At 70.8% G+C, this 24,211-nt stretch carries 23 protein-coding genes and 2 pseudogenes; 19 read left to right on the top strand and 6 right to left on the bottom strand.

What is annotated here, in order from left to right; translation table 11 throughout:
- The first annotated feature begins 186 nt into the window (after positions 1 to 186).
- From VQ03_RS00120 to VQ03_RS00090, 7 genes are read left to right on the top strand one after another with little or no spacing between them, the layout of a single operon-like run.
- Positions 187 to 783, top strand: a complete 597-nt coding sequence (locus VQ03_RS00120; RefSeq protein WP_048448816.1) for a TorD/DmsD family molecular chaperone — start codon at positions 187 to 189, stop codon at positions 781 to 783.
- A 52-nt stretch (positions 784 to 835) separates the two neighbouring features.
- A complete protein-coding gene (locus VQ03_RS00115) occupies positions 836 to 1,075 on the top strand; it encodes a formate dehydrogenase (RefSeq protein ID WP_048448811.1) in 240 nt (79 codons plus the stop codon).
- 8 nt (positions 1,076 to 1,083) lie between these two features.
- A complete protein-coding gene (locus tag VQ03_RS00110; protein ID WP_048448810.1) occupies positions 1,084 to 4,023 on the top strand; it encodes a formate dehydrogenase subunit alpha in 2,940 nt (979 codons plus the stop codon).
- Positions 4,024 to 4,034: 11 nt separating this feature from the next.
- Positions 4,035 to 4,631: a formate dehydrogenase FDH3 subunit beta gene (gene fdh3B, locus VQ03_RS00105; RefSeq protein ID WP_048448809.1), complete on the top strand. Its 597-nt coding sequence runs from the start codon at positions 4,035 to 4,037 to the stop codon at positions 4,629 to 4,631.
- Between the two features lie 14 nt (positions 4,632 to 4,645).
- Positions 4,646 to 5,650: a formate dehydrogenase subunit gamma gene (locus VQ03_RS00100; RefSeq protein ID WP_048448815.1), complete on the top strand. Its 1,005-nt coding sequence runs from the start codon at positions 4,646 to 4,648 to the stop codon at positions 5,648 to 5,650.
- A gap of 17 nt (positions 5,651 to 5,667) precedes the next feature.
- Positions 5,668 to 5,883, top strand: coding sequence for a hypothetical protein (locus tag VQ03_RS00095; RefSeq protein WP_048448808.1), 216 nt, complete (start codon positions 5,668 to 5,670; stop codon positions 5,881 to 5,883).
- Positions 5,880 to 6,389, top strand: coding sequence for a hypothetical protein (locus VQ03_RS00090; RefSeq protein ID WP_048448807.1), 510 nt, complete (start codon positions 5,880 to 5,882; stop codon positions 6,387 to 6,389). Before VQ03_RS00095 ends, VQ03_RS00090 begins: the two co-directional genes overlap by 4 nt.
- Positions 6,390 to 6,683: 294 nt before the next feature.
- Here the strand turns inward: VQ03_RS00090 and VQ03_RS00085 are convergent, their stop codons facing one another.
- From VQ03_RS00085 to VQ03_RS00075, 3 genes are read right to left on the bottom strand one after another with little or no spacing between them, the layout of a single operon-like run.
- Positions 6,684 to 7,298, bottom strand: coding sequence for an alpha/beta hydrolase (locus VQ03_RS00085; RefSeq protein ID WP_048448806.1), 615 nt, complete (start codon positions 7,296 to 7,298; stop codon positions 6,684 to 6,686).
- Between the two features lie 23 nt (positions 7,299 to 7,321).
- Positions 7,322 to 8,086, bottom strand: a complete 765-nt coding sequence (locus VQ03_RS00080) for an HpcH/HpaI aldolase family protein (protein WP_048448805.1) — start codon at positions 8,084 to 8,086, stop codon at positions 7,322 to 7,324.
- A gap of 30 nt (positions 8,087 to 8,116) precedes the next feature.
- Positions 8,117 to 8,794, bottom strand: a complete 678-nt coding sequence (locus VQ03_RS00075) for a glutathione S-transferase family protein (protein WP_048448804.1) — start codon at positions 8,792 to 8,794, stop codon at positions 8,117 to 8,119.
- Positions 8,795 to 8,949: 155 nt separating this feature from the next.
- On the opposite strand from VQ03_RS00075, the gene modB reads away from it, so the two are divergent.
- A complete protein-coding gene (modB, locus tag VQ03_RS00070; RefSeq protein ID WP_048448803.1) occupies positions 8,950 to 9,636 on the top strand; it encodes a molybdate ABC transporter permease subunit in 687 nt (228 codons plus the stop codon).
- Between the two features lie 13 nt (positions 9,637 to 9,649).
- Positions 9,650 to 10,744: a molybdenum ABC transporter ATP-binding protein gene (gene modC, locus VQ03_RS00065; RefSeq protein ID WP_048448802.1), complete on the top strand. Its 1,095-nt coding sequence runs from the start codon at positions 9,650 to 9,652 to the stop codon at positions 10,742 to 10,744.
- Between the two features lie 99 nt (positions 10,745 to 10,843).
- On the opposite strand, the gene VQ03_RS00060 is transcribed toward modC, so the two are convergent.
- Entirely contained in the window at positions 10,844 to 11,554 is a 711-nt protein-coding gene (locus VQ03_RS00060; protein ID WP_048448801.1) for a DUF4142 domain-containing protein, read from the bottom strand.
- Positions 11,555 to 11,850: 296 nt separating this feature from the next.
- On the opposite strand from VQ03_RS00060, the gene VQ03_RS00055 reads away from it, so the two are divergent.
- From VQ03_RS00055 to VQ03_RS00025, 7 genes are all read left to right on the top strand, one after another.
- The gene (locus VQ03_RS00055; RefSeq protein ID WP_245291905.1) at positions 11,851 to 12,933 is read left to right on the top strand and encodes an acyltransferase family protein; all 1,083 of its coding nucleotides are present in this window, start codon (positions 11,851 to 11,853) and stop codon (positions 12,931 to 12,933) included.
- 113 nt (positions 12,934 to 13,046) lie between these two features.
- A complete protein-coding gene (locus tag VQ03_RS00050; RefSeq protein WP_048448800.1) occupies positions 13,047 to 13,853 on the top strand; it encodes an ABC transporter ATP-binding protein in 807 nt (268 codons plus the stop codon).
- Entirely contained in the window at positions 13,846 to 14,595 is a 750-nt protein-coding gene (locus VQ03_RS00045) for an ABC transporter ATP-binding protein (protein WP_048448799.1), read from the top strand. Before VQ03_RS00050 ends, VQ03_RS00045 begins: the two co-directional genes overlap by 8 nt.
- Positions 14,595 to 15,848: an ABC transporter substrate-binding protein gene (locus VQ03_RS00040; protein ID WP_083467658.1), complete on the top strand. Its 1,254-nt coding sequence runs from the start codon at positions 14,595 to 14,597 to the stop codon at positions 15,846 to 15,848. The genes VQ03_RS00045 and VQ03_RS00040 overlap by 1 nt, the downstream gene beginning before the upstream one ends.
- 111 nt (positions 15,849 to 15,959) lie before the next feature.
- A complete protein-coding gene (locus tag VQ03_RS00035) occupies positions 15,960 to 17,165 on the top strand; it encodes an ABC transporter substrate-binding protein (RefSeq protein ID WP_048448798.1) in 1,206 nt (401 codons plus the stop codon).
- Between the two features lie 85 nt (positions 17,166 to 17,250).
- On the top strand, positions 17,251 to 18,138 hold the full coding sequence (locus tag VQ03_RS00030) for a branched-chain amino acid ABC transporter permease (RefSeq protein WP_048448797.1): 888 nt from the start codon (positions 17,251 to 17,253) through the stop codon (positions 18,136 to 18,138).
- A 26-nt stretch (positions 18,139 to 18,164) separates the two neighbouring features.
- Complete coding sequence (locus VQ03_RS00025; RefSeq protein ID WP_048448796.1) at positions 18,165 to 19,154, top strand: branched-chain amino acid ABC transporter permease; 990 nt, start codon at positions 18,165 to 18,167, stop codon at positions 19,152 to 19,154.
- Positions 19,155 to 19,396: 242 nt separating this feature from the next.
- Here VQ03_RS00025 and VQ03_RS32475 read toward each other — a convergent pair.
- Both VQ03_RS32475 and VQ03_RS35200 read right to left on the bottom strand, forming a co-directional pair.
- Positions 19,397 to 19,974 (bottom strand): annotated as a pseudogene (locus tag VQ03_RS32475) (IS630 family transposase); the annotation flags it as partial.
- A 101-nt stretch (positions 19,975 to 20,075) separates the two neighbouring features.
- Positions 20,076 to 20,168, bottom strand: a pseudogene (locus VQ03_RS35200) (hypothetical protein); the annotation flags it as partial.
- A gap of 301 nt (positions 20,169 to 20,469) precedes the next feature.
- Here VQ03_RS35200 and VQ03_RS00015 point away from each other — a divergent pair.
- The 3 genes from VQ03_RS00015 (at position 20,470) to VQ03_RS00005 (ending at position 24,117) form a co-directional block, all read left to right on the top strand.
- Entirely contained in the window at positions 20,470 to 21,696 is a 1,227-nt protein-coding gene (locus VQ03_RS00015) for an MFS transporter (protein ID WP_048448794.1), read from the top strand.
- A complete protein-coding gene (locus VQ03_RS00010; RefSeq protein ID WP_245291904.1) occupies positions 21,693 to 22,529 on the top strand; it encodes an alpha/beta fold hydrolase in 837 nt (278 codons plus the stop codon). The genes VQ03_RS00015 and VQ03_RS00010 overlap by 4 nt, the downstream gene beginning before the upstream one ends.
- Positions 22,530 to 22,695: 166 nt before the next feature.
- Positions 22,696 to 24,117, top strand: coding sequence for a coiled-coil domain-containing protein (locus tag VQ03_RS00005; RefSeq protein WP_157063871.1), 1,422 nt, complete (start codon positions 22,696 to 22,698; stop codon positions 24,115 to 24,117).
- Positions 24,118 to 24,211: the final 94 nt, after the last annotated feature.

Below are 24,211 nucleotides of genomic sequence, written 5' to 3'. Positions count from 1 at the left end.
CGCCCCCTCCCCGCCCCGCCTGCGACGCCATGGCGGGGCCCTGCCGATTTGAAGCGTTAGAAAGTCGAATTGCGCCCGACCGAATCCTCGCTATGGTGCCGGCCACGGGGCGCGGCATCCTCCAAATGATGGAGAGGCCGGCAAGCCCGCAGCCACCGAGGGGCTGGAACCGCGTTGCGCGAGGTGATGGTGAACCAGGAGCCCGATCCGATCGACGAGATCGACGCTCTGCGTGCGCAGGAATACGACCTCCTCGCTGCGCTGCTCGGGCGCGCGCCGAAGCCGGACCTTCTCACGGCTCTCCAGGGCCTCGACGGTGACGCGACGCCGCTGGGCCAGGCCCATGCCGCCCTCGGCCGCGCCGCCCGCGACGCCGAGTCCCGCGAGATCGGCCGCGACTACTTCGCCCTGTTCGTCGGCGTCGGGCGCGGGCTGATCATGCCCTACGCCTCCTATTACCTCACCGGCTTCCTCAACGAGCGGCCGCTCGCCCGCGTGCGCCAGGATTTCGCGGAACTCGGGCTCGAGCGCGATCCGTCGTCGAGCGAGCCGGAGGACCATGCGGCCACCCTCCTCGAGGTGATGGCGGCCCTCGCCGCGAAGCGCCTGCCGGCCGAACCCGGGACCGATCACCGCTTCTTCGAGCGGCATCTGAAACCGTGGATCGGGCGTTTCTTCACCGACGTTGCGGCGCAGGCCGGGACCCCGTTCTACCGTGCGGTCGGCCAGCTCGGCGAGGTGTTCACGACGGTCGAGGCCGAAGCCTTCGCCATGGAGGCGTGACGTGAGCCAGCGCGAGATGGGCCGGGAAGCGGATACGAAGAGGAGAGCCGCCATGGGGCAGGACGACAAGACCCGGAAGGACGGCGAGGCCGGAATCGGGCGGCGGCAATTCTTCCGTGCGCTCGGCGGCGGCACCGCCGCGGCGGCGGCCGCGGTCGCGTCCGTGCCGCTCGGCACCACCGAGGCCCAGGCCTACGATCCCGGCAACGCCGAGACCCGGTCGCGCTACCGCGAGACCGACCACGTGAAGGCCTTCTACCGCACCAACGGCTACGAGACGCTGAAGAAGTGAGACCGGCGATGCTGACCAAGCGCAGGAGCGGCGTTGCGGGCCGCGGCAGCCACCAGGCCCTCGCCGCGGGCCTGACCGCCCACACCCTCGACCGCCGCGGCTTCCTGCGGAAATCGGGTCTCGCGGCCGGCGGGCTCGCGGCCCTCGGCACGGTGCGGCTCGGCGCGGTGCGGCAGGCCCAGGCCGCCGGCTCGTCCGCCGATCCGAAGGCCGTGATCCGCAAGAACGTCTGCACCCACTGCTCGGTCGGCTGCACGGTGACGGCGGAAGTCGTCAACGGCGTCTGGGTCGGCCAGGAGCCGTCCTGGGAGAGCCCGATCAACCGCGGCGCCCACTGCGCCAAGGGCGCGGCGATCCGCGAGCTGGTCCACAGCGACCGCCGCCTGCGCTATCCGATGAAGCTCGCGAACGGCGAGTGGCAGCGCATCTCCTGGGACCAGGCGATCACCGAGATCACCGACAAGCTCCAGGCGATCCGCAACAAGAACGGCGCGGATTCGGTCTACTGGCTCGGCTCGGCCAAGTTCACCAACGAGGCCTCGTACCTGTTCCGCAAGTTCGGGGCGTTCTGGGGCACCAACAACGTCGACCACCAGGCGCGCATCTGCCACTCGACCACGGTGGCGGGCGTCGCCAACACCTGGGGCTACGGCGCCCAGACGAATTCCTACAACGACATCCGCAACGCCAAGACGATGATCATCCTCGGCGGCAATCCCGCCGAGGCGCACCCGATCTCCATGCAGCACGTGCTGTCGGGCAAGGAGATCAACCGCGCCAACATGATCGTCATCGATCCGCGCTTCACCCGCACGGCGGCGCACGCGACCGAATACGTCCGCATCCGCTCAGGGACGGACATCCCGGTGATCTGGGGCATCCTCTGGCACATCTTCCAGAACGGCTGGGAGGACAAGGATTTCATCGCGAGCCGCGTCTACGCCATGGACGACGTGCGCAAGGAGGTCGCCAAGTGGACGCCCGACGAGGTCGAGCGGGTGTCGGGCGTGCCGGGCGAGCAGCTGAAGCGCGTCGCCGAGCTGTTCGCCAAGGAAAAGCCCTCGACCCTGATCTGGTGCATGGGTGCGACCCAGCACACGGTCGGCACCGCCAACGTGCGGGCGCTCTGCATCCTGTGCCTCGCCACCGGCAATGTCGGCAAGCCGGGCACCGGCGCCAACATCTTCCGCGGCCACACCAACGTCCAGGGCGCGACCGATCTCGGCCTCGATGTGACGACGCTGCCGCTCTATTACGGCCTCGTCGAGGGCGGCTGGAAGCACTGGGCCCGGGTCTGGGAGGTCGAGTACGACTGGCTGCAATCGCGCTTCGATGAAGTCCCCGCCAGCGCCGGTCGCAAGGCCCGCTCGCGCAAGGAGAACATGGAGACCCCCGGTCTCACCTCGACCCGGTGGTTCGACGCGGTGAGCCTGCCCGCCGACCAGGTCGACCAGCGCACGCCGCTCAAGGCCATGATGGTGTTCGGCCACGGCGGCAACACCGTGACCCGGATGCCCGAGGCGGTGAAGGGCATGGCGGAGCTGGAACTGCTGGTCGTCGCCGACCCGCATCCCACCACCTTCGCGGCGATGGATGCGAGGAAAGACAACACCTACCTGCTGCCGATCTGCACCTCGCTCGAGATGGACGGGTCGCGCACGGCCTCGAACCGCTCCCTGCAATGGGGCGAGCAGATCGTGAAGCCGGCCTTCGAGTCGAAGAACGACTACGAGGTCATCTACCGGATCGCCCAGAAGCTCGGCTTCGCCGAGGCGATGTTCAAGAACATCAAGGTCGTGGACGGGGTGCCGTCGGCGGAGGACCTGCTGCGGGAGATCAACCGCGGCGGCTGGTCGACGGGCTATTGCGGCCAGAGCCCCGAGCGCCTGAAGGCGCACATGAAGAACCAGCACAAGTTCGACCTCGTCACCCTGCGGGCACCGAAGGACGATCCGGAGGTCGGCGGCGACTATTACGGCCTGCCGTGGCCGTGCTGGGGCAAGCCGGAGATCCGCCACCCGGGCACCCACATCCTCTACAACACCGCGCTCCACGTGAAGGAAGGCGGCGGCACCTTCCGGGCCCGGTTCGGCACCGAGCGCAACGGCCAGACCCTGCTCGCCGAGGATTCCTTCTCCAAGGGCTCCGACCTGACCGACGGCTACCCGGAATTCACCTTCGGGGTGTTCCGCAAGCTCGGCTGGGACAAGGACCTGACGGCGGACGAGCTCGCCACGATCCAGCGGATCGGCGGCAACAACCCGGACGCGGTCAGCTGGGCCACCGACCTGTCGGGCGGCATCCAGCGGGTCTGCCTCGATCACGGCGTGATCCCGTTCGGCAACGGCAAGGCCCGGGCCAATGCCTGGAACCTGCCCGACCCGGTGCCGGTGCACCGCGAGCCGATCTACTCGCCGCGGCCCGACCTCGTCGCCAAGTATCCGACCCGGCCGGACGAGCGGCAGTTCCGGATGCCGAATGTCGGCTTCTCGGTGCAGAAGGCGGCGGTCGATCGCGGGATCTCGAAGCAGTTCCCGATCATCCTGTCGTCCGGCCGCCTCGTCGAATACGAGGGCGGCGGCGAGGAGACCCGGTCGAATCCCTGGCTCGCCGAGCTGCAGCAGGACATGTTCGTCGAGGTCAACACCCAGGATGCCGCCGAGCGCGGGATCAAGGACGGCCAGTTCGTCTGGGTCTACGGCCCGGAGAACACCGCCAAGGCCAAGGTGAAGGCGCTCGTCACCGACCGCGTCGCCAAGGGCGTGGCCTGGATGCCGTTCCACTTCTCGGGCTGGTACCAGGGCAAGGACATGCGCGACTTCTACCCGAAGGGCGCCGACCCGGTGGTGCTCGGCGAGAGCGTCAACACCGTCACCACCTACGGCTTCGATCCCGTGACGGGCATGCAGGAGACCAAGGTGACCCTCTGTCAGATCAGCGCGGCGTAAGGGGGATCCTCATGGCCAGAATGAAGTTCCTCTGCGACGCGGACCGCTGCATCGAGTGCAACGCCTGCGTCACCGCCTGCAAGAACGAGCACGAGGTGCCGTGGGGCATCAACCGTCGCCGGGTCATCACCCTCAACGACGGCAAGCCCGGCGAGCGCTCGGTCTCGATGGCCTGCATGCACTGCACCGACGCGCCCTGCGCGGCGGTGTGCCCGGTGAACTGCTTCTACACCACGGCGGATGCCGTGGTGCTGCATTCCAAGGACCTGTGCATCGGCTGCGGCTATTGCTTCTACGCCTGCCCGTTCGGGGCGCCGCAATATCCGCGGGTCGGAAATTTCGGCTCCCGCGGCAAGATGGACAAGTGCACCTACTGCTCGGGCGGCCCCGAGGCGGATCTCTCGGTCGCCGAATACGAGAAGTACGGCTCGAACCGCCTGGCGGAGGGCAAGCTGCCGCTCTGCGCCGAGATGTGCTCGACCAAGTCGCTGCTCGCCGGCGACGGCGAGATGATCGCCCAGATCTACAAGGAGCGGGTGATCAAGCGCGGCTACGGCTCGGGCGCCTGGGGCTGGAAGACGGCCTACCGCGAGACGATCGCGATCTGAGGGAGAGAATGCCGATGCGGCGCAGGCTGACCTCCATCGCCCTCCTGGCGGCGACCCTGGCGCTGACGGCCCCCGCCGTCGCGCAGGTGCGCGCCCCCGACGGCGCCCCCAACCCCACCGCCTCCTCGGTCAACGAGGAGATGCTGTTCAAGCAGGACCCGAAGATCCACGGCCGGATCTCGATCCCGAACGCCACCGCCGCCAACCTGATCCAGCCGCAGGGCCGGGAATGGCGCGAGTTCCGCGAAGCCTGGCTCCCCTGGATCGGCGGGCTGGTGGTGCTCGGCATGCTGGCGGCGCTCGGCCTGTTCTACTTCACCCGCGGGCGCATCCGCCTCGAGCACAGCGAGGAATCGGGGCGCAAGATCCTGCGCTTCAACAGCTTCGAGCGCTTCTCGCACTGGATGACGGCGACCTGCTTCATCGTGCTGTCGCTGTCGGGGTTGAACTACATTTTCGGCAAGCGCCTGCTGATGCCCTTGATCGGGCCGGAGGCGTTCGCGACGCTCGCCCAATATGGCAAGTACGCGCATATCTATCTCGCTTGGCCGTTCATGCTCGGCGTGCTGTTCATGCTGGTCCTGTGGATCAAGGACAACATCCCGGGCAAGATCGACTGGATCTGGCTCAAGCAGGGCGGCGGCCTCCTCGGCGACGCGCATCCGAGCGCCGGCCGCTTCAATGCCGGCCAGAAGATGGTGTTCTGGATGGTGGTCGGCTTCGGCCTCGCCATGGGCGCCACCGGCATCATGATGATCTTCCCGTTCGCGGTCACGGACATCAACGGGATGCAGATCATGCAGGTGATCCACTCGCTGATCGGCGTGGTGTTCATCGCCGGCATCCTGGCCCACATCTATATCGGCAGCTTGGGCATGGAGGGCGCCTACGACGCCATGGGCAGCGGCGAGGTGGATCTGGCCTGGGCCAAGGTTCACCACGATCTCTGGGTCAAGGAACAGCAGGCCAAGACCGCGAGCGGGCCGCAGCTCGGCCGCGGTCAGGTCCCGGCCGAATAGCGGGTGCGGAGAGAGCGATGAAAGCCTTCCTGGTCGCCGTGGCGGCGGCCCTGGTGCTCGCCACCGCGGCGAGCTTCCTGCTCGGCGAGAATCAGCGTTTCGCCTACCAGGCCTTCGCCACCTCGGGCGCCCGGGTCTCGGATCCGGGCACCAACCTCGTCGGCCCGCGTTGGACCGGCGACATCAAGGAGCCGGGCAAGGCCGGGCACCACAAGGCGGAGGCGGGCTCGTGAACCGGACCGGCATCGTCATCCTCGCCGCCGGCCTCGCCGCTGGCGTCGGTTCGGCCCACGCTGCCGGCCCGCCGGCGAATCTGTGCCAGGAACTCGTCGCCTTCGTGCACCCGAAGGCGCCGGACGCCGCCCCGACCGCCCCGCAGCCCGCGACCGCCGCCGTGCAGGCGCCCGACCGCGGCGCGGCGCAGCAGCCGAGCAGCGGCGCCGGCGAGACGCAGCAGAAATCGGGCCTGAGCGGCCCGGTGGCCCAGACCGGCCCCGGCGCTGCCGGTCCGCAAGGTCAGGCGCAGGCCCAGTCCCAGGCCGCGCCTGCTCCGGCCGGCGCGCCGGCGCAGAAGAAGCCGAGCCCTGAGCAAGTCGCGCAGGTCGATGCCGCGGCGGGAGCCAACGACATCCAGGCCTGCCGCGCGGCGGCGCAGTCGCTCCGCCGCGCCGGGGTGGTGATGCCGGCGCCGCTGCTCGCGCTGTCGGCGCTCGATCCGAAATTCTTCGCGGCGCAGTAAGCATCCTGCGCGAGCAAAGATCATTGATCCCGGATCATCTCTCCGGTTGACACCACTCTCCGTCGTCCCGGGGCTCGCTGAAGGCGAGAACCCGGGATGCATGAGCGCCGACGGTGGAGAATGAGGCGGATCGGATCCCGCCCCATTCTGAATCCTCGGCGGCTATGGATCCCCGGGTTCCGCTGCGCGGGCCCGGGATGATCAGGAGGGCGTCAGGATCGTCCGGGACTGACACGCGCAAGCCTGTCGGGTGCGGGCGCCGGATCGAAAAGCCCGATCGGCCTCCGCTTCCCGTCACGGCCTCCCCGTCAGCCACGTCTTCGCCCGCACCAGATCCGCCTGCGACAGGCCGTGACCGGCCGGCAGCACCTCGTGGGTGACGGTCGCGCCCGCTTGCGTCAGCATCCCGGCCAGCCGCGCGGCGTTGTCGGCGGGCACGATCGGGTCCATCCGGCCCGACAGGATCAGCACCGGCTCGCCCGCGAGCCGCGCAGCCGGCGGGTCCGAGAGCGGCACCATCGCCCGCAGCAGCACGGCGCCGGCGAGCACGCCCGGATGCAGCAACATCAGCGCGGCGGCGATGTTGGCGCCGTTCGAGAAGCCGACGGCCAGTGGCGCGGCGATGCCGTATTCCGCCCGCGCCGCCGCGACGAAGCCGGCGAGGTCGCCGGCCCGGCGCACCACGTCGGCCTCGTCGAACACGCCCTCGGCGAGGCGGCGGAAGAAGCGCGGCGCGCCGCCCTCCAGCACCTGGCCGCGGGGCGAGAGCAGGGCCGCCCCGGGCGACAAGGCCCGGCCGAGGGGGAGCAGGTCGTCCTCGTCGCCCCCGGTGCCGTGCAGGAGCAGGAGCGGCACCGCGCCTGGTTCGGTGGCGGGCTCGAAGCGGTGTTGGAACGCGAGGGCGGCCATCGGCAGGACTCCGGAGCGGTGATTCAGGTATCGAACAGTTTCGCGACCCGCTGCGTCTCGCGGGCGAGCAGGAAGGCATCGCCGGCCACCGCCACGAAGCCGAATCCGGCCTCGAAATCGGCCTTGGCGCCGGCCTCGTTGAAGTTGAGCAGTCCCGCCGCCTTGCCTGCCCCGCGGATCCGCGGCAGGGCCGCCGCGATCGCTGCGCGGACCGGGGCCGCATTGGGCTCCCCGAGATGGCCCATGCTGGCGGCGAGGTCGTTCGGGCCGATGAAGACGCCGTCGACGCCCTCCACCGCCGCGATCTCGCCCGCGGCCTCCAGCGCCTCCTTCGTCTCGACCTGCACGATCACGCAGACCTCCTCGCCCGAGCGGGCGTGGTAGTCCGGCCGCAAGCCGTAGCCGGTGGCCCGGGAGGTGCCGGCAAAGCCCCGGATGCCATGCGGCGGGTAGCGCGTCGCGGCGACCGCCCGGCGCGCCTCCTCGGCGTTCTGCACGAACGGGAACATCAGCGAGCGGGCGCCCTGGTCGAGCAGGCGCTTGACCAGGACCGGCTCGTTCCACGGCACCCGCACCACCGGCTCGGCGGTGCCGCCCTCGGCCGCTCGCAGGTGGTCGACGACCTGGATGAAGTCGTTGGGCGAATGCTCCATGTCGATCAGCATCCAGGCGAAGCCGGCGCCGGCGGCGAGTTCGGTGATGCCGGGCGAGCCGGTGGTCATCCACAGGCCGGCCTGCCGCTTGCCTTCGGCCAGGCCCCGCTTGAACGGGTTGTCGAACGATCTCATGGCGTGTCCTCCCTGATGTCTGGTGCCGGCTCAGACGGCCGGCTTCAGATGCTTGAACATGTGCCCGCGCGCCTCGGCATCCCACTCGGTCTTGAAGGTGAAGCGGTCCTTCAGGGCGACGGCCTTGGCGGCGGCCGGGCGGGCGGCGATGGCGTCGGTGTGGCGCTTCAGGTTCGGGAAAGCCTCGAAGGCGCCCTCGCCCAGCACGAAGGGCAGCATCCGGGCCCAGCCCCAGACCGCCATGTCGACGATCCCGTAGGCCTCGCCCACCATCCACTCGCGCCCGGCGAGGTGCTGGTCGAGGACGCCGTAATGGCGCTTCACCTCGAACTGGTAGCGCTCGTCGGCGTAAGCCACCGTCTCGGGTGCGAAATGGCGGAAATGCACCGCCTGGCCCGAGAACGGCCCGATGCCCGTCGCCACGAACATCAGCCAGGACAGGAGGGCGCCGCGCTCCGAGGCCGGGGCGAGGAAGCGGCCGGTCTTCTCGGCGAGGTAGAGAAGGATCGCGTTCGAATCGAACACCACGATGCCGTCGTCGACGATCACCGGCACCTTGCCGTTCGGGTTGAGCGTGAGGAACTCCGGCGCGAATTGCTCGCCCTTGCGGGTATCCACCGCCACCGCCTCGTAGGGCAGGCCCGCCTCTTCGAGGAAGAGCGCGACCTTGGTCGGGTTGGGCGAGCCGTTGAAGTAGAAGGTGATCATCCGGGCCTCCGGGAAGCGGGTGGATCGTCACCACAGGCCCCAAATGCCGGCGCGGATCAATTGGTGGGGCTGAAACCCAGCGTTGCCGTTCGGGGCCTGGACTCCCGGCGCCGATCCGCCATGGTGCGGGATCGGATCCCCGGGAAGCCTCCGCCCTGTTCCTCACCCCCGACGAGTGGAGCGCGCTCAAGCTCAGCCTGCTGGTGGCGAGCGTCGCGACGCTGGCGAGCCTGCTGCCGGGCCTCGCCGTGGCGTATCTCCTCGCCCGCCGGGAGTTCCGTGGCCGGGCGCTCCTCGACGGGCTGGTCCACCTGCCCCTGATCCTGCCGCCAGTGGTGACCGGCTACCTGCTGCTCCTCGCCTTCGGGCGCCGCGGCCTGTTCGGGCCGGCGCTCGCCGAGATCGGCATCGTGTTCTCGTTCCGCTGGACCGGGGCGGCGCTCGCCTGCGCGGTGATGGGTTTTCCGCTGATGGTACGGGCGATGCGGCTCTCCCTCGAGGCGGTCGATCGCAAGCTCGAACAGGCCGCCGGCACGCTCGGGGCCTCGCCGGCGGCGGTCTTCCTCGTGGTCACGCTGCCGCTCGCCCTGCCGGGGATCCTCGCCGGCGCGGTCCTGGCCTTCGCCAAGGCGATGGGCGAGTTCGGCGCCACCATCACCTTCGTGTCGAACATCCCGGGCGAGACCCAGACCCTGCCCACGGCGATCTACACCCTGACCCAGGTGCCGGGGGGCGAGGCGGGGGCCTTGCGCCTCACCCTGGTCTCGGTCGCCCTGTCGATGGCGGCGCTCCTCGCCTCCGAGTGGCTGGCCCGGCGGGCCAGGCGGCGGCTCGGGGCATGATCGGTCCTACCCCATGATCGAGGTCGCGGTCCGTCACGCCCGCGGCGCCTTCGCGCTCGATGCGGCGTTCACGGCGGAGGGGCGCGTCACCGCCCTGTTCGGGCGGTCCGGCTCCGGCAAGTCCACCCTCGTCGACGTGATCGCCGGACTGGTGCGGCCGGATCACGGGCGGGTGGTGGTCGACGGCGTCACCCTCCTCGATACGGAACGCGGCGTGCGGGTGCCGGTGCACCGGCGCCGCATCGGCTACGTCTTCCAGGAGGCGCGGCTCCTGCCGCATCTGAGCGTGCGCCAGAACCTGCTGTTCGGGCGCTGGTTCGCGCGGGCGCGGTCCGGTGGGCCGAGCCTGGAGGCGGTGGCCGATCTCCTGGGCATCACCCCCCTGCTCGACCGGCGGCCGGCCGGGCTCTCGGGTGGAGAGCGCCAGCGGGTCGCGATCGGCCGGGCGCTGCTGGCCCGCCCGCGGCTCCTGCTGATGGACGAGCCGCTCTCGGCCCTCGACGAGGCCCGCAAGGCCGAGATCCTGCCCTACGTGGCGCGGCTGCGCGACGAGGCGCGGGTGCCGATCGTCTATGTCAGCCACGCGGTCGCGGAGGTGGCGCGCCTCGCCGACACCGTGGTGGTGCTGGACCACGGCCAGGTGGCGGCCTGCGGCCCCGCCGCCGAGGTCCTGCGCCGGGGCGCCCTCTTCCCGGGCCGCGAGACCGGCGAGACCGGCGCCCTCCTGCACCTGCGGATCACGGCGCATGACGACGCCTTCGGCCTCACCCGCCTCGACGGCCCGCCCGGCGGCCTGACCGTGCCGCGCCTCGATCTGCCGGTCGGGGCCGGCCTGCGGGTGCGGGTGCGGGCCCGCGACGTGCTGGTGGCCCGCGAGGCGCCGCGGGGATTGAGCGCCCGCAACGTCCTGTCGGGCATCGTCACCGCCGTGGTTCCCGGTGACGGCCCCCATGCCCGGGTCGAGATCGCCTGCGGCGATGCCGGGCTGGTCGCCGAGGTGACGCGGCTCGCCGTCCACGAACTGGCGCTGGCCCCGGGCGTGCCGGTGCTGGCGATCGTCAAAAGCGTCGCCTTCGACGAGGAGACGATCGGAGCGGTGGAGATCTGAGGGCCCGCGCGAGTCGCCGCCCACCGGGCGGCACCCTGTGCCGACACGGAAAACGGCGGGCCTCCCGGCCCGCCGCTCCGTCAGGTCGACCGTGCGATCTTAGCGGGCGCCCGGCAGCCGCTGGGCGTGGGCCAGATGCTGCTGCATCACCGGCAGGGCCTGCTGGACGTAGGCGCGCAGGGCAGGGTTCGGGCCGGACTGGGCGTAGGCCTGGTAGTTGGCGACCGTCATGCCGTGCGCCTGCACCTGCATGCGGGCATAGGTGCGGTCGAAGGCCGGGCCGGCCGGGGTGTCGGCGAGCTCGGCCAGCATCGCCTGCTGCTGCGGGCTCAGCGGGACGACCTGGGTGGCCGCCGTGGTGGTCACGTCGCCGTCGAGATCGACCGCGTTCGCGCCGATCTGGGCGCCGCGGGCCGCACCGGCGCCGAGGCCTTCGAGGCCGCCGACCGGACCGCCCTGCAGGGTGCCGCCGACCACGCCGGCCGCCGCGCCCGTGGCCGCGCCGACCGCGCCGCCCGCGATGGCGAAGGGCGCCTCGATCAGGCCGCCGACGCCGGTGCCGCGGGCCACGTTCTCACGGCCGCCGAGCAGGGCGACGTTGGCCGCGCGATGGTCGCGGATCATCTCGCGGGCGTATTCACGGATCCGCGGGTTGCGCGACTTCTCGAGGGCGATCTGGCTCGACTTGACCTCGAACGCGTTCGACATCAGCGCCATCGAGCGGAATTCGTTGAAATTGCCGACCGGCTGCGCAAAGGCGGGGGTCGCGAGAGCAACGGCGAGGCCGGTCAGGGCAACGAGCTTCTTCATCGGTGATCTCCAGGATTTCTGTTCTTGAGCGTCACACTCGATCGACGGCCGAACATCGGGCCGTTCGTTCGGACTGGCTTGGCAAGAGTATTCCTGATGGCAGGAGCATTCCCACTGCCAGGAGCATTCTTGGCCGGACGCTTTCGGGCTGGACAACGAGCGTTCGCGAACATTGTTCCCGTCGCTGCGTCATCATCCGGGCCGGCCGCCCCTGGCCGGGAGACGACCACCTCCGGTATGACGACCCCTCGACGTCCCGGACCGTCCGGGCGCAGACGCGATGCGACCGGCCCGCCGTGACACGCCCCTCCCCCCTGCCGCTGATCCAGGTCCTGCGGGCGCTGGCCGCCCTGATGGTCGCGGCCGGCCACGCGCAGTTCGAGGTCGCGGGCCTCGCCGCCCGGGCGGGGCTCCCCTACGCGCCGGCGGGCTGGCTGCCCTGGCCGGCCGGGGTCGACGTGTTCTTCGTCATTTCCGGCTTCATCATCGTGCACGCGGCGGCATCCCTGCACGGGCGGCCGGATGCGCGAAAGCTCTTCCTTGCCCACCGCATCGCCCGGGTGGTGCCGCTCTACTGGCTCGCCACCACGCTCTATCTCGCCCTCGCTTGGGCGAGGCCCGGCCTCATCGGCGCCGGGGCCGAGGGGCCGGCCTATCTCACGGCCTCCTACCTGTTCTGGCCGATGGCCCGTGCCGACGGGGCGGTGCAGCCGCTCTACTCGCTGGGCTGGACGCTCAACTACGAGATGGCGTTCTACGCCCTCTTCGCCCTCGCCTTGCCCTGGGGACGGCGGGGCGCGGTGGTCGGCGTGCTCGCGCTCCTCGCCGGCCTCGTCCTCATCGGGCTGACGGCGGGGCCGCTGCCGGTGCCGCTGGCGTTCTGGAGCGACCCGATCGTCCTCGAATTCGGCTGCGGCGCCGCCCTCGCCCTGGCGCGGCAGGAGGGATTGCGTCTGCCCGGACCCGCGCGCCTCGCACTGGTGGGGCTGGGCCTCGCCCTCCTGTCCCTCGCCGGCGAAGCTCCCGCCCTCCCCCGGTGCCTCGCCTGGGGCGGACCCGCCGTCCTCCTCGTCGCGGCCGCGGGGCTCGGGCCCTCGGGGCCTGCGGCGGGCCGTCTCCGCCCGGCCGTCATCGTAGGAGACGCGTCCTACGCACTCTATCTGGCTCATCCCTTCGTCGTACGGGCCTCGCGCGTGATCGCCGAGGCGACCGGGGTCGCGGCGAGTCTCGGGCCCGGGACGTTGGTGGCGGCGATCCTCGCTCTCGCAACGGCCGCCGCCATCCTGTTGCACCGCAACGTCGAACGGCCTCTCACCCGCGCGGCGCGGGCGCTGCTCACCCCGGCCACCGAGCCGGCCCCGGCCGCGAATAAGACCTGACAACCTCGGATGACCCCGCCGTCGACCCGTTGACACTCCTTCGGCGACATGCTGTTTCGCTATGCGATACGCGCATAAGCGCGAGCGAGGAAACGCAGGGGTGACGCGCCAACATGGCCCAACCGACCACCCACGTTGAGGGGCGCCCCCGCGGGAGTGCCGCGGGCCAGGACATCGTCCTGTCCACCGAGGGGCTGACCAAGGAGTTCAAGGGGTTTCGCGCCGTGAACGGCGTGACGCTTGAGGTGCAGCGCGGCACCATCCACGCGCTGATCGGCCCGAACGGCGCCGGCAAGACCACCTGCTTCAACCTGCTGACGAAGTTCCTGACGCCGTCGGCGGGCTCGATCCGCTACAACGGCCGCGACATCACCGGCATGAAGCCGGCGGACGTGGCCCGGCTCGGGCTGGTGCGCTCGTTCCAGATCTCGGCGGTCTTCCCGCACCTGACCGTCAAGGAGAACGTCCGCATCGCCCTGCAACGGCGCAAGCGCGGCGACTCGTTCGATTTCTGGCGCTCCGAGACGGTTTTGCGCGCCCTCAACCAGGAGGCGCTGCAGCTGGTCGAGGCGGTGGGCCTCTCGGACTTCGCCGACATCCCGGCGGTGGAGCTGTCCTACGGCCGCAAGCGGGCGCTCGAGATCGCCACCACGCTGGCGCTGGAGCCGGAGATGCTGCTCCTCGACGAGCCGATGGCCGGCATGGGCCACGAGGACGTCGACCGGACCGCGGCCCTGATCCGCCGCGTCTCGGCGAACCGCACCATCCTGATGGTCGAGCACAACCTCTCGGTCGTCGCCTCGCTCTCCGACCGCATCACCGTGCTGGCGCGCGGGCAGGTGCTGGCGGAGGGCGACTACGCCACCGTGTCGAAGGATCCCCGCGTGGTCGAAGCCTATATCGGAGCCGGTCATGGCTGAGGCGGTGATGACGAAGCCGACCCCCGCGGGCAGCGCGGGCGCCGCCCCGCTGCTGACGGTGCAGGGCCTGGAGGGCTGGTACGGCGAGAGCCACGTGCTGCACGGCATCACCTTCGACGTGAAGCCCGGCGAGGTCGTCACCCTGCTCGGCCGCAACGGCGCCGGCAAGACCACGACCCTGCGCGCCATCATCGGCATCCTGGGCAAGCGGAAAGGCTCGATCCGCTACGACGGGACCGAGACCATCGGCATGGCCTCGCGCAACATCGCCAAGCTGGGCTTGGGTTACGTGCCGGAGGAGCGCGGCATCTTCTCGAGCCTGTCGGTCTACGAGAACCTGATGCTGCCGCCGCGGGTGAAGCCCGGCGGGATGACGGTCGACCAGATCTACACCCTGTTCCCGAACCTCAAGGAGCGCTCGGGCAGCCAGGGCACCAAGCTCTCGGGCGGCGAGCAGCAGATGCTCGCCATCGGCCGCATCCTGCGCACCGGCGCCAAGCTGATCCTGCTCGACGAGCCGACCGAAGGCCTCGCCCCGGTCATCGTGCAGCAGATCGGCCGGACGATCGCCCGGCTGAAGTCCGAGGGCTACACGATCATCCTGGTGGAGCAGAACTTCCGCTTCGCCCAGACCGTGGCCGACCGGCACTTCGTGGTCGAGCAGGGCCGGGTCATCGACATGATCCCGAACGCCGAGCTCGACGCCAACATCGACAAGCTGCACACCTATCTCGGCGTGTGATGCGGACGCGGGTCCTCCTCACGGCCCTGCTGATGGGCCTTGCGTCCAGTGTGGCAGCGCTTGCCCAGGTTCCGGCGCGGATCGCGCCGGTGAAGATCGGCGTGCTGAACGACCGTTCGGGCGTCTACGCCGACATCTCGGGTGAGGGCTCGGTCGTCGCCGCCCGCATGGCGGTGGAGGATTTCCGTCAGCAGGCCCGCGACCTCGCGGTCGAGGTCGTGGCCGGCGACCACCAGAACAAGCCCGCCGTGGGCGCGGCGCTCGCGCGTGTCTGGTACGACCGAGAGGGGATCGACGCGATCTTCGACGTGCCGACCTCCTCGGTGGCGCTCGCGGTGCATCAGGTCACCCGGGAGAGGAACAAGGTCTTCGTCGATTCGGGCGCCGGCACCGCCGACCTCACCGGGCCGGATTGCTCGCCCAACACCGTGCACTGGACCTTCGACACCGTGGCGCTGGCGAACGGCACCGGCGGCGCGATGGTCAAGCGCGGCGGCGACACCTGGTTCTTCGTCACCGCGGACTACGCCTTCGGCGAGGCGGTGCAGCGCGACACCACGGCGCTGATCCTGCGCAACGGCGGCAAGGTGCTGGGCAGCGTCAAGACCCCGTTCCCGGCCTCGGACTTCGTGCCGTATCTCCGCCAGGCGCAAGCCTCGGGCGCCAAGGTGATTGGGCTCGCCAATGCCGGCGGCGACACGATCGGTGCCGTGCGCGAGGCGGCGCGGCTGAGGCTGACGGAGGGCGGCCAGGCGCTCGCCGGCCTGCTGATCTTCTCCTCCGACATCCATTCGCTCACCCCGAAGGTGGCGCAAGGCCTGGTGCTCACGGAGCCGTTCTACTGGGACCTCAACGACGCCACCCGCGCCTTCTCCGACCGCTTCGCCCGCCGCTTCGGCGGCCGCAAGCCCACCGCCGCCCAGGCCGGGGTCTATGCCGGCGTGATCCACTACCTCAAGGCGGTGGCGGCCGTGCAGGGGGCCGATGACGGGGCCAGGGTCGTGGCGAAGATGAAGGAACTGCCGACCGAGGATCCGCTCTTCGGCAAGGGCACGATCCGCGTCGACGGCCGCAAGATCCACGACATGTACCTGTTCGAGGTCAAGAAGCCGGCCGAATCGAGGAGCGAGTGGGACCTCTACAAGACGCTGGCGACGATCCCCGGGACGGAGGCCTTCCGGCCCCTCGACCAGGGCGGTTGCCCGCTCGTCGCCAAGGCCGCACAGGCTCAGGCTGACGGGGTCAGACCCTAACGAAGAAGCGGGCACGGCATGCGATGCCGCAAAGCCCGCCGGACCAAGACACGCAAGACCAAGGCACGCAAAGCCGCCGCGTGCGGGCGGCACCGACAGGGAGGATACTCGATGCTGAAACGGTTGTTGCTCGCCAGCGCGTTCTGTGCCGTCGCCGCCAGCCAGGCGCTCGCGCAGACGCCGGTGAAGATCGGCGTGCTGAACGACCGCTCGGGCGTCTACGCCGACATCTCGGGCGAGGGCTCGGTCGCCGCCGCCCGCATGGCGGTGGAGGACTTCAAGGCCGCGGAGAAGGGCTTGAAGGTCGAGATCGTCGCCGCCGACCACCAGAACAAGCCCGATGTCGGCGCCTCCATCGCCCGGCAATGGTACGACCGCGACGGCGTCGACGCGATCTTCGACGTGCCGACCTCCTCGGTGGCGCTCGCCATCAACCAGGTCACGCGCGAGAAGAACAAGGCCTTCATCAATTCGGGCGCCGGCACCGCCGACCTCACCGGGCCGCAATGCTCGCCCAACACCGTGCACTGGACCTACGACACGGTGGCTTTGGGCAACGGCACCGGCGGCGCGATGGTGAAGCGCGGCGGCAGCACCTGGTTCTTCCTCACCGCGGATTATGCCTTCGGCCAGGCGCTGCAGCGCGACACCACCGAGGTGGTGGTCAAGAACGGCGGCAAGGTGGTCGGCGCGGTCAAGACGCCGTTCCCGACCGCCGACTTCTCGTCCTTCCTGCTCCAGGCCCAAGGCTCGGGCGCCAAGGTGATCGGTCTGGCGAATGCCGGCGGCGACACCATCAACGCCATCAAGCAGGCGGCCGAGTTCGGCATCACCGAGGGCGGCCAGGCCATCGCCGGCCTGCTGATCTTCTCCTCCGACATCCACGCGCTCACCCCGAAGGTGGCTCAAGGGCTGGTGCTCACCGAGCCGTTCTACTGGGACCTCAACGACGCCACCCGGACCTTCTCCGACCGCTTCGCCAAGCAGGCCGGCGGCAAGAAGCCGACCGCCGTGCAGGCGGGCGTCTATGCCGGCGTGATCCACTACCTCAAGGCCGTCGAGGCCCTGAAGTCGGCCTCCGACGGCGGGAAGGTCGTGGCGAAGATGAAGGAGCTGCCGACCGAGGATCCGCTCTTCGGCAAGGGCACGATCCGCGCCGACGGCCGCAAGATCCACGACATGTACCTGTTCGAGGTCAAGAAGCCGGCCGAGTCGAAGGGCCCGTGGGACCTCTACAAGACGCTGGCGACGATCCCCGGCACCGAGGCGTTCCGCCCGCTCAACCAGGGCAACTGCCCGCTGGTGAACAAGAGCTAAATCCCCGACGCGATCGCCGGCGGCGCCACGACGCGCCGCCGGCTCCCCGAACCAGGCCCGGTCCCCACGCGAGTCGCCAGACCCCATGCCCACGATCCTCGGCGTCCCCATGCAGGCGCTCTTCGGCCAGCTCCTGCTCGGCCTCATCAACGGCTCGTTCTACGCCATCCTGTCGCTCGGGCTGGCGATCATCTTCGGGCTGTTGAACATCATCAACTTCACCCACGGCGCCCAGTACATGATGGGCGCCTTCGTCGCCTGGATGCTGCTGAACTATGCCGGCCTCGGCTATTGGTGGGCGCTGATCCTGGCGCCGATCGTGGTCGGCATCTTCGGGGTGATCCTCGAGCGGCTGCTGATCTCGCGGCTCTACAAGCTCGATCACCTCTACGGCCTGCTCCTGACCTTCGGCCTCGCGCTGATCATCCAGGGCCTGTTCCGCAACGAGTACGGCGTGTCGGGCCTGCCCTACGCGATCCCCTCGGAACTGTCGGGCGGCCAGCGCCTGCCCTTCATGTTCCTGCCGAACTACCGCGGCTGGGTCGTCGTCGCCTCCCTCGTCGTCTGCATCGCCACCTGGCTCGTCATCGAGAAGACCAAGCTCGGCGCCTACCTGCGGGCCGCCACCGAGAACCCGACCCTGGTCCAGGCCTTCGGCGTCAACGTGCCCCTGCTGCTGACGCTGACCTACGGCTTCGGCGTGGCGCTCGCCGCCTTCGCGGGCGTGCTCGCCGCACCCGTCTACTCGGTGAACCCGAACATGGGCGCCGACATCATCATCGTGGTCTTCGCGGTCGTGGTGATCGGCGGCATGGGCTCGATCCTCGGCTCCATCGTCACCGGCTTCACCCTCGGGCTCATCGAGGGCCTGACCAAGGTGTTCTACCCGGAAGCCTCCTCGACCGTGATCTTCGTTATCATGGTGCTGGTGCTCTTGGTGAAGCCCGCCGGCCTGTTCGGCCGCACCGCCTGACCGCCTCGCCTGAAGGAACACGCACGATGTCCTCCGCCGCGGCGTCCACCGACGCCACCCCCATCGCCACCGCCCTGCCCGAGGGCAAGGACACCAAGGCGTTCCATCGCCTCGTCTTCGTCATCATCGCGGTCCTGCTCGCGGTGCTGCCCTTCATCCTGTATCCCGTCTTCCTGATGAAGGTGCTGTGCTTCGCGCTGTTCGCGCTGGCCTTCAACCTGCTGCTCGGCTACGGCGGCCTGCTCTCCTTCGGCCACGCCGCCTATTTCGGCATGGCGAGCTACGTCACCGCCTACGCCGCCAAGGTCTGGGGCCTGACCCCGGAGCTCGCCATCATCGGCGGCACCCTGGTGGCGGCCCTGCTCGGCCTCGTCTTCGGTGCGCTCGCCATTCGCCGCCAGGGCATCTACTTCTCGATGATCACCCTGGCGCTCGCCCAGATGGTGTTCTTCTTCTCGCTCCAGGCGAAGTTCACCGGCGGCGAGGACGGCATCCAGGCGGTGCCGCGCGGCAACCTGTTCGGCGTCATCAGCCTCGCCGACGACCGGGTGCTCTACGCGCTCGTGGCGGTGATCTTCTTCCTCGGCCTCTTGCTGATCTACCGCATCATCCACTCGCCGTTCGGCCAGGTGCTCAAGGCGATCCGCGACAACGAGCCCCGCGCCATCTCGCTGGGCTACCGCGCCAACCAGTACAAGCTCGCGGTCTTCGTGCTCTCGACGACGCTCGCGGGCCTCGCCGGATCGACCAAGGCGATCGTGTTCCAGCTCGCCTCGCTCACCGACGTGCACTGGTCGATGTCGGGCGAGGTGGTGCTGATGACGCTGGTCGGCGGCATGGGCACGGTGTTCGGCCCGATCCTCGGCTCCTTCGTCATCATCGCGATGGAGAACTACCTGGCCCAGTTCGGCGCCTGGGTGACGATCATCCAGGGCGTGGTGTTCGTGGTCTGCGTGCTGGTGTTCCGCGAAGGCATCCTGGGATTGGTGGCGCGGATGCTGAAGCGGCCGCTCTAAGGCGGAGCGAACGCCCACTGAAGCCGGGAGCAATGCTCCACAGACATTTCACCCTCGACGTCATCCCGGGGCTCGTCGCAGGCGAGAACCCGGGATCCATCACCGCGACGCTGCAAGATGAGGTGGAACGCTATCCGTTTTGTCCTGCATCGTCGGCGGTCAAGGATCCCGGGTTCCGCTTCGCGGCCCCGGGATGGCGCCGAGGTTCCATCTTAATGCTTCTATTAGTCCGAGTTAGAAGCCTACTTGCAGAAGCGGGCGACACTGGCCAAGATTGCGTCAGCGGACTGGTCCAGACGGACGGCTTGAGACGAGCATTGGTCTCGGCGAGGGAGCCGCGGATCGCCGCCTCCAGATCTTGCGTGCTGGTGAAGGCCCCACGCTCCAGCCGACGCCGGCTCAGCACCGAGAACCAGCACTCGACGAGGTTGAGCCACGAGGCCCTCGTCGGTGTGAAATGACGATGAAGCCGGGGCTGCCGAACCAGCCAGTCGTGCACCAACGTCGTCTTGTGCGTCTTCAGGTTGTCGAGAACCAGATGCACCTCCGGATCCGGCGCAATGGATTGCTCGACCTGATCCAGGAGCGCGCGGAGCTCGGCGCTACGATGGTGGCGTTCACGCCGGCCGATGACCGTGCCGGCCTTGACGTCGAGGGCCGCGAACAGGTCGAGCGTCCCATACCGGCGATGGTCGTGAGTGGTTCGCTCGGCGTGGCCCGGCCGCAGCGGGTAGGCCGGGGCCGTGCCCTGCACCGCCTGGATCCGGGGCTTCTCGTCGACGCACAGCACCAGGGCGCGGCCGGGCGGAGCCAGGTAGAGCTCATGGGCGCCTCGGCGAAGGTCCGGCGCCGGCAGGTCGGGTTGCGGCAGTAGAAACGCCGGACCTCGACCCGGAGCCTAGTCTGCGATGTCGGTACCGGCAGGTCGGCGGGAGGGCGCTGGTAGCGGCTATGGACGGATCGGCTGGCATGACCGGAGCCGGGGCATCGACCGCCAGCCGCGTCCAGCCGCATCGGGATGACGAGGTGATCCTCGTGTCGCTCGACGAAACGCGTGACCCGGCACTCGGGGATGGCAACGGGAATGTGCATGCCAACCAGGATGGGGAGGCTGGGTCAGCTCATCACCCGACCGGGGCAATCCACCGCCATCCACGAAAAGTGAGCAAGAACCATCGATCCGGGGCAATCCCAATCCCCGTGTCACCCATGTCCCCGAACGGGTGTTACCCATCTCTCCGGTCTGTACACTGCGGGGGAGAGGGGTTCCCCGCGCTCGATCCTCCCGGCGCGCGAGGGGGGGAGGAACGACACGATGACCCGCGACAGCAGCGCGGCGGTCCCGGACACTTCACCGGAGGACGCCCATTGGCGCCGCAACCTCGCGGTCTGCGTGTTCGGCTCGTTCACGACCCTCGTGGCGATGACGCTGCTGCTGCCGTTCCTGCCGCTCTACGTCGAGGAACTCGGGGTCAAGGACCAGGCCGCCATCGTCCAGTGGTCCGGGGTGGCCTACGGCGCGACGTTCCTCAGCGCCGCCCTGGTGGCGCCGCTCTGGGGGCGGCTGGCCGATCTCTACGGCCGCAAGCTGATGCTCATCCGCGCGAGCCTCGGCATGGCGGTTGCGATGTCGCTGATCGGCATGGCCGACAACGTCTGGCAGCTCGTGGGCCTGCGGCTGCTCGCCGGCCTGCTCGGCGGCTACGCCTCGGGCTCGACGGTGCTGGTGGCGACGCAGACGCCGAAGGCGCGCTCGGCCTGGGCGCTCGGGATGCTCGGCTCCGGCATCATGGCGGGCAACCTCGTCGGGCCGCTCGTCGGCGGGGTGCTGCCGCCGCTCATCGGCATCCGCGCCACCTTCCTGGCGGCGGGCGGGGTGATCTTCGTCGCCTTCCTCGCCACCCTGCTGCTGATCCGCGAGGAGCCGCGCCCGCCGAGATCCGCGCGGGCCGGCGGCGGCTTCGCCGGCATCCCGGACAAGCGGCCGGCCCTCGCCATGCTGGCGACCGGGATGCTCCTGATGCTGGCGGTGATGTCGGTCGAGCCGATCATCACCGTCTACGTCGCCGAGCTGACCGCCGATCCCGCCCGTGTCACGCTGATCGCCGGGCTGGCGATGTCGGCGACCGCCCTGGGCAGCATCCTGTCGGCGCCGCGGCTGGGCCGCCTCGCCGACCGGATCGGCCCCTGGACCGTCATCACCGGAAGCCTGACGGTCTCCGCCCTGCTCCTCGTGCCGCAGGCGCTGGTGACGAGCGACTGGCAGCTCGTGGCCCTGCGCTTCCTGATGGGGCTGGCGCTCGGCGGGCTCCTGCCCTGCATCGCCAGCGTGATCCGCCACTCGGTGCCCGACCGGGTGGCCGGGACGGTACTTGGCTATTCCACCTCCTCGCAATACGTCGGGCAGGTTCTGGGGCCGCTCATGGGCGGCTTCGTCGGCGGGCATGTCGGCATGCGGGCGGTTTTTCTCGGCACGGCTCTGCTGCTGGCGCTCGGCGCCGCCGGCACCGCCCTGGCGCGACCGAAGGGGGTGAGGGCGTGAGCGAAGACGGTCTGGTCCGGCGGATGATCGATATCGGCGACGCGTCGGGCGGGCGCCTGGCCGTCCTGGAATTCGGGCCGGCGGAGCGGCCCCTGGACGCGGTCCTGCTGCACGCCAACGGCTTCAACGCCCGCACCTATCGCAGCCTGATCGAGCCCCTCGCCGACCTCCGCGTGCTGGCCTACGACCATCGCGGCCATGGCCGCTCCACCCTGCCGGCGGAGCCCGCCGGACGGACGGACTGGCAGGACGTCACGAACGACCTGATCGCCCTCCTCGACCGGCTGGAGGGGGGCCCGCTCGTGCTGATCGGCCACTCGATGGGCGGCACGGCCTCGCTGCTGGCCGCCGCCGAGCGGCCGGAGCGGGTGCGCCGCCTCGTGCTCCTCGACCCGGTGATCCAGCCGCCGGAGCGGCGCGGAGAGGGCCATGCCGGCCTCGCCGAGGGCGCGCTGAAGCGGCGGAGCGACTTCCCGTCCCGGGCGGCGGCCCTCGCCGCCTATACGGGGCGCGGCGCGTTCCGCACCTGGCCGGCGCCGACGCTCGCCGACTACGTGGCGGACGGGTTCCACGATACGCCCGGCGGCGTCACCCTCGCCTGCAGCGGAGCCTGGGAGGCGTCGAGCTACCTGGCGCAAGGGCACGACCCCTGGGGGGCGCTGGCGCGCCTGTCCTGCCCGGCCGAGATCCTGCGGGCCGAGACCGGCAGCACCTGCGCGCTGGCCGAGGGCCGCGGAGCGGTCGAGGTCGAGACGGTGCCGGGCACCACCCACTTCCTGCCCTTCGAGGCGCCCGAGCGGGTCCGGGCCGCGATCCGGCGCGCCCTCGCCTAACCCGGAAGGATGACGCGCGCCTGCCCCTTTCGGGGAAGCGCGGCCGTCCCGCCCGCCTCCATAGCGCAGATAGCCCCGGGCCGCCGGCGCAGGCCCAATGTCGGCCGTCGACGACACGGCGCGGCGGCTCCCGCGGGGACCGCCCGCCCAGCCGAAGGGGCGCGGCATGAAATTCTGGCTCGGCCTGGCAAGCTGCGTGGCGCTGGCGGCGGTCGGCGCGACGCTGACGATGGAGGGAAACCCGCCGGAGACCGGGCCGACGCCCGCGGCGCCCCCACCGACGGCTCCGGCCGCGAGCGACGTCACCGAGGCCGACCGGGCCGGCGTGCCGCGCCAGATGCAGGCGCGCGTCATCCTGGCCCGGCAAGCGGGCGATCCGGCCCGGCAAGCGGGCGATCCGGACCGCCCGGCGACGCAACCCGCCGAGGCTCGGCGGCCCGGCGGGACCGGCCAGTCCCTCGACGAGGTCCGGCGCCAGGCCGAGGCGCGGGTGCGGCAGGCGGAGGCCGAGGCGGACGCGGCCCGCGGGCGCCTGGAGCATGAGGAAGCCCGGGCCAACGCCCTCTCGGACGCCGCCATGGCGGCCCAGCGCGAGCTGATCGCCGCCCGGGCCGAGGTCGAGGACCTGCGGGCCCGCGTCGCGCAGATCCACGAGCAGGAGAGAGCCACGTCGCAGGCTCGGGCGGCCGTCGTCGTCGCGGAGGAGGCTCGCCGGGCCGCCGAGGAGGCCGCCGACGAGCGTCGGCAGGCCCTCGCGGAGGAGCGCACCCGGGCCGGGCAGCTGGCGGGGGCGCTCGCCGAGGCGCGCCAGCGCGTCGCGGCGCTCGAGACCGCCGTCGAGACCGCGCAGCGCGCCCGCCAGGCGCAGGCAGACGCGGCGGCTCGGGAGCGGGCGATGATGCGGGCGGGCCTGCGCCGGCTCGCCGTCGCCCTGCGCGCCGCCCAGGTCGCCCGATCGGAGGCCAGCGCCCGCGAGGCCCAGGCCATCGGCGCCCGCGACCGCGCCGAGCAGGGCCGGCAGGCCGCCGAGCAGGGAGCGGCCGAGACGCGCGGGCGCCTCGATCGCCTGAAGGCCGGCCTCGACCGGGCGGCCGAGGCGCGGCTGCCGGGCCCGCAGCGGACAGAGCCCTCTCTGGTGTTCCAGACCCGCCCCGGCGCGGCGTCGCGGGGAGGATCCGTGCAGGCCGCTGCCGGCGGCGGGGAGACGCTCGACGAAGAGCGGCTGCTGGCGCGGGTGGCCATCCTGCTCGGGCGCGGCGACATCAGCGGTGCACGGCTCTTCCTCACCCTCGGCGTCCGGAGCGGCAGCGCCCGGGCCACGGCGCTCCTCGCCGAGACCTACGATCCCGACAAGCTCGCCGCCCTGCAGGTCCGCGGCCTGCGCGGCGATCCCGAGAAGGCGAGCGCCCTGTACCGCCAGGCGCAGGAAAGCCGGGACCTCGCGAGCCGGGAGACCGAGCCGCCGCCGGCCGGCCTCGCCCAGAAGGGGCCCGCCGCCTGGACCAACCCGGTCCGCCAGGCCGGCCTGCCCGGGCCCCTGATGGCGCCCTTCGTACCCTCCCTGACCGCCCCGTGGGGCGGCGAGTGATCCCGACCCGAGCGATGGGGAGACACCGCATGACCCGCCGCGCCGCGCTCTGGCTCGCCCTCCTCCTGCCCTGGACCGGCCCGCAGGCCGGGGC

Source organism: Methylobacterium tarhaniae, from assembly GCF_001043955.1.
Taxonomy (GTDB): Bacteria; Pseudomonadota; Alphaproteobacteria; order Rhizobiales; family Beijerinckiaceae; genus Methylobacterium; species Methylobacterium tarhaniae.
The sequence above is the reverse complement of the archived record's forward strand: the minus strand, read 5'-3'. Positions and strand labels throughout refer to the sequence as shown.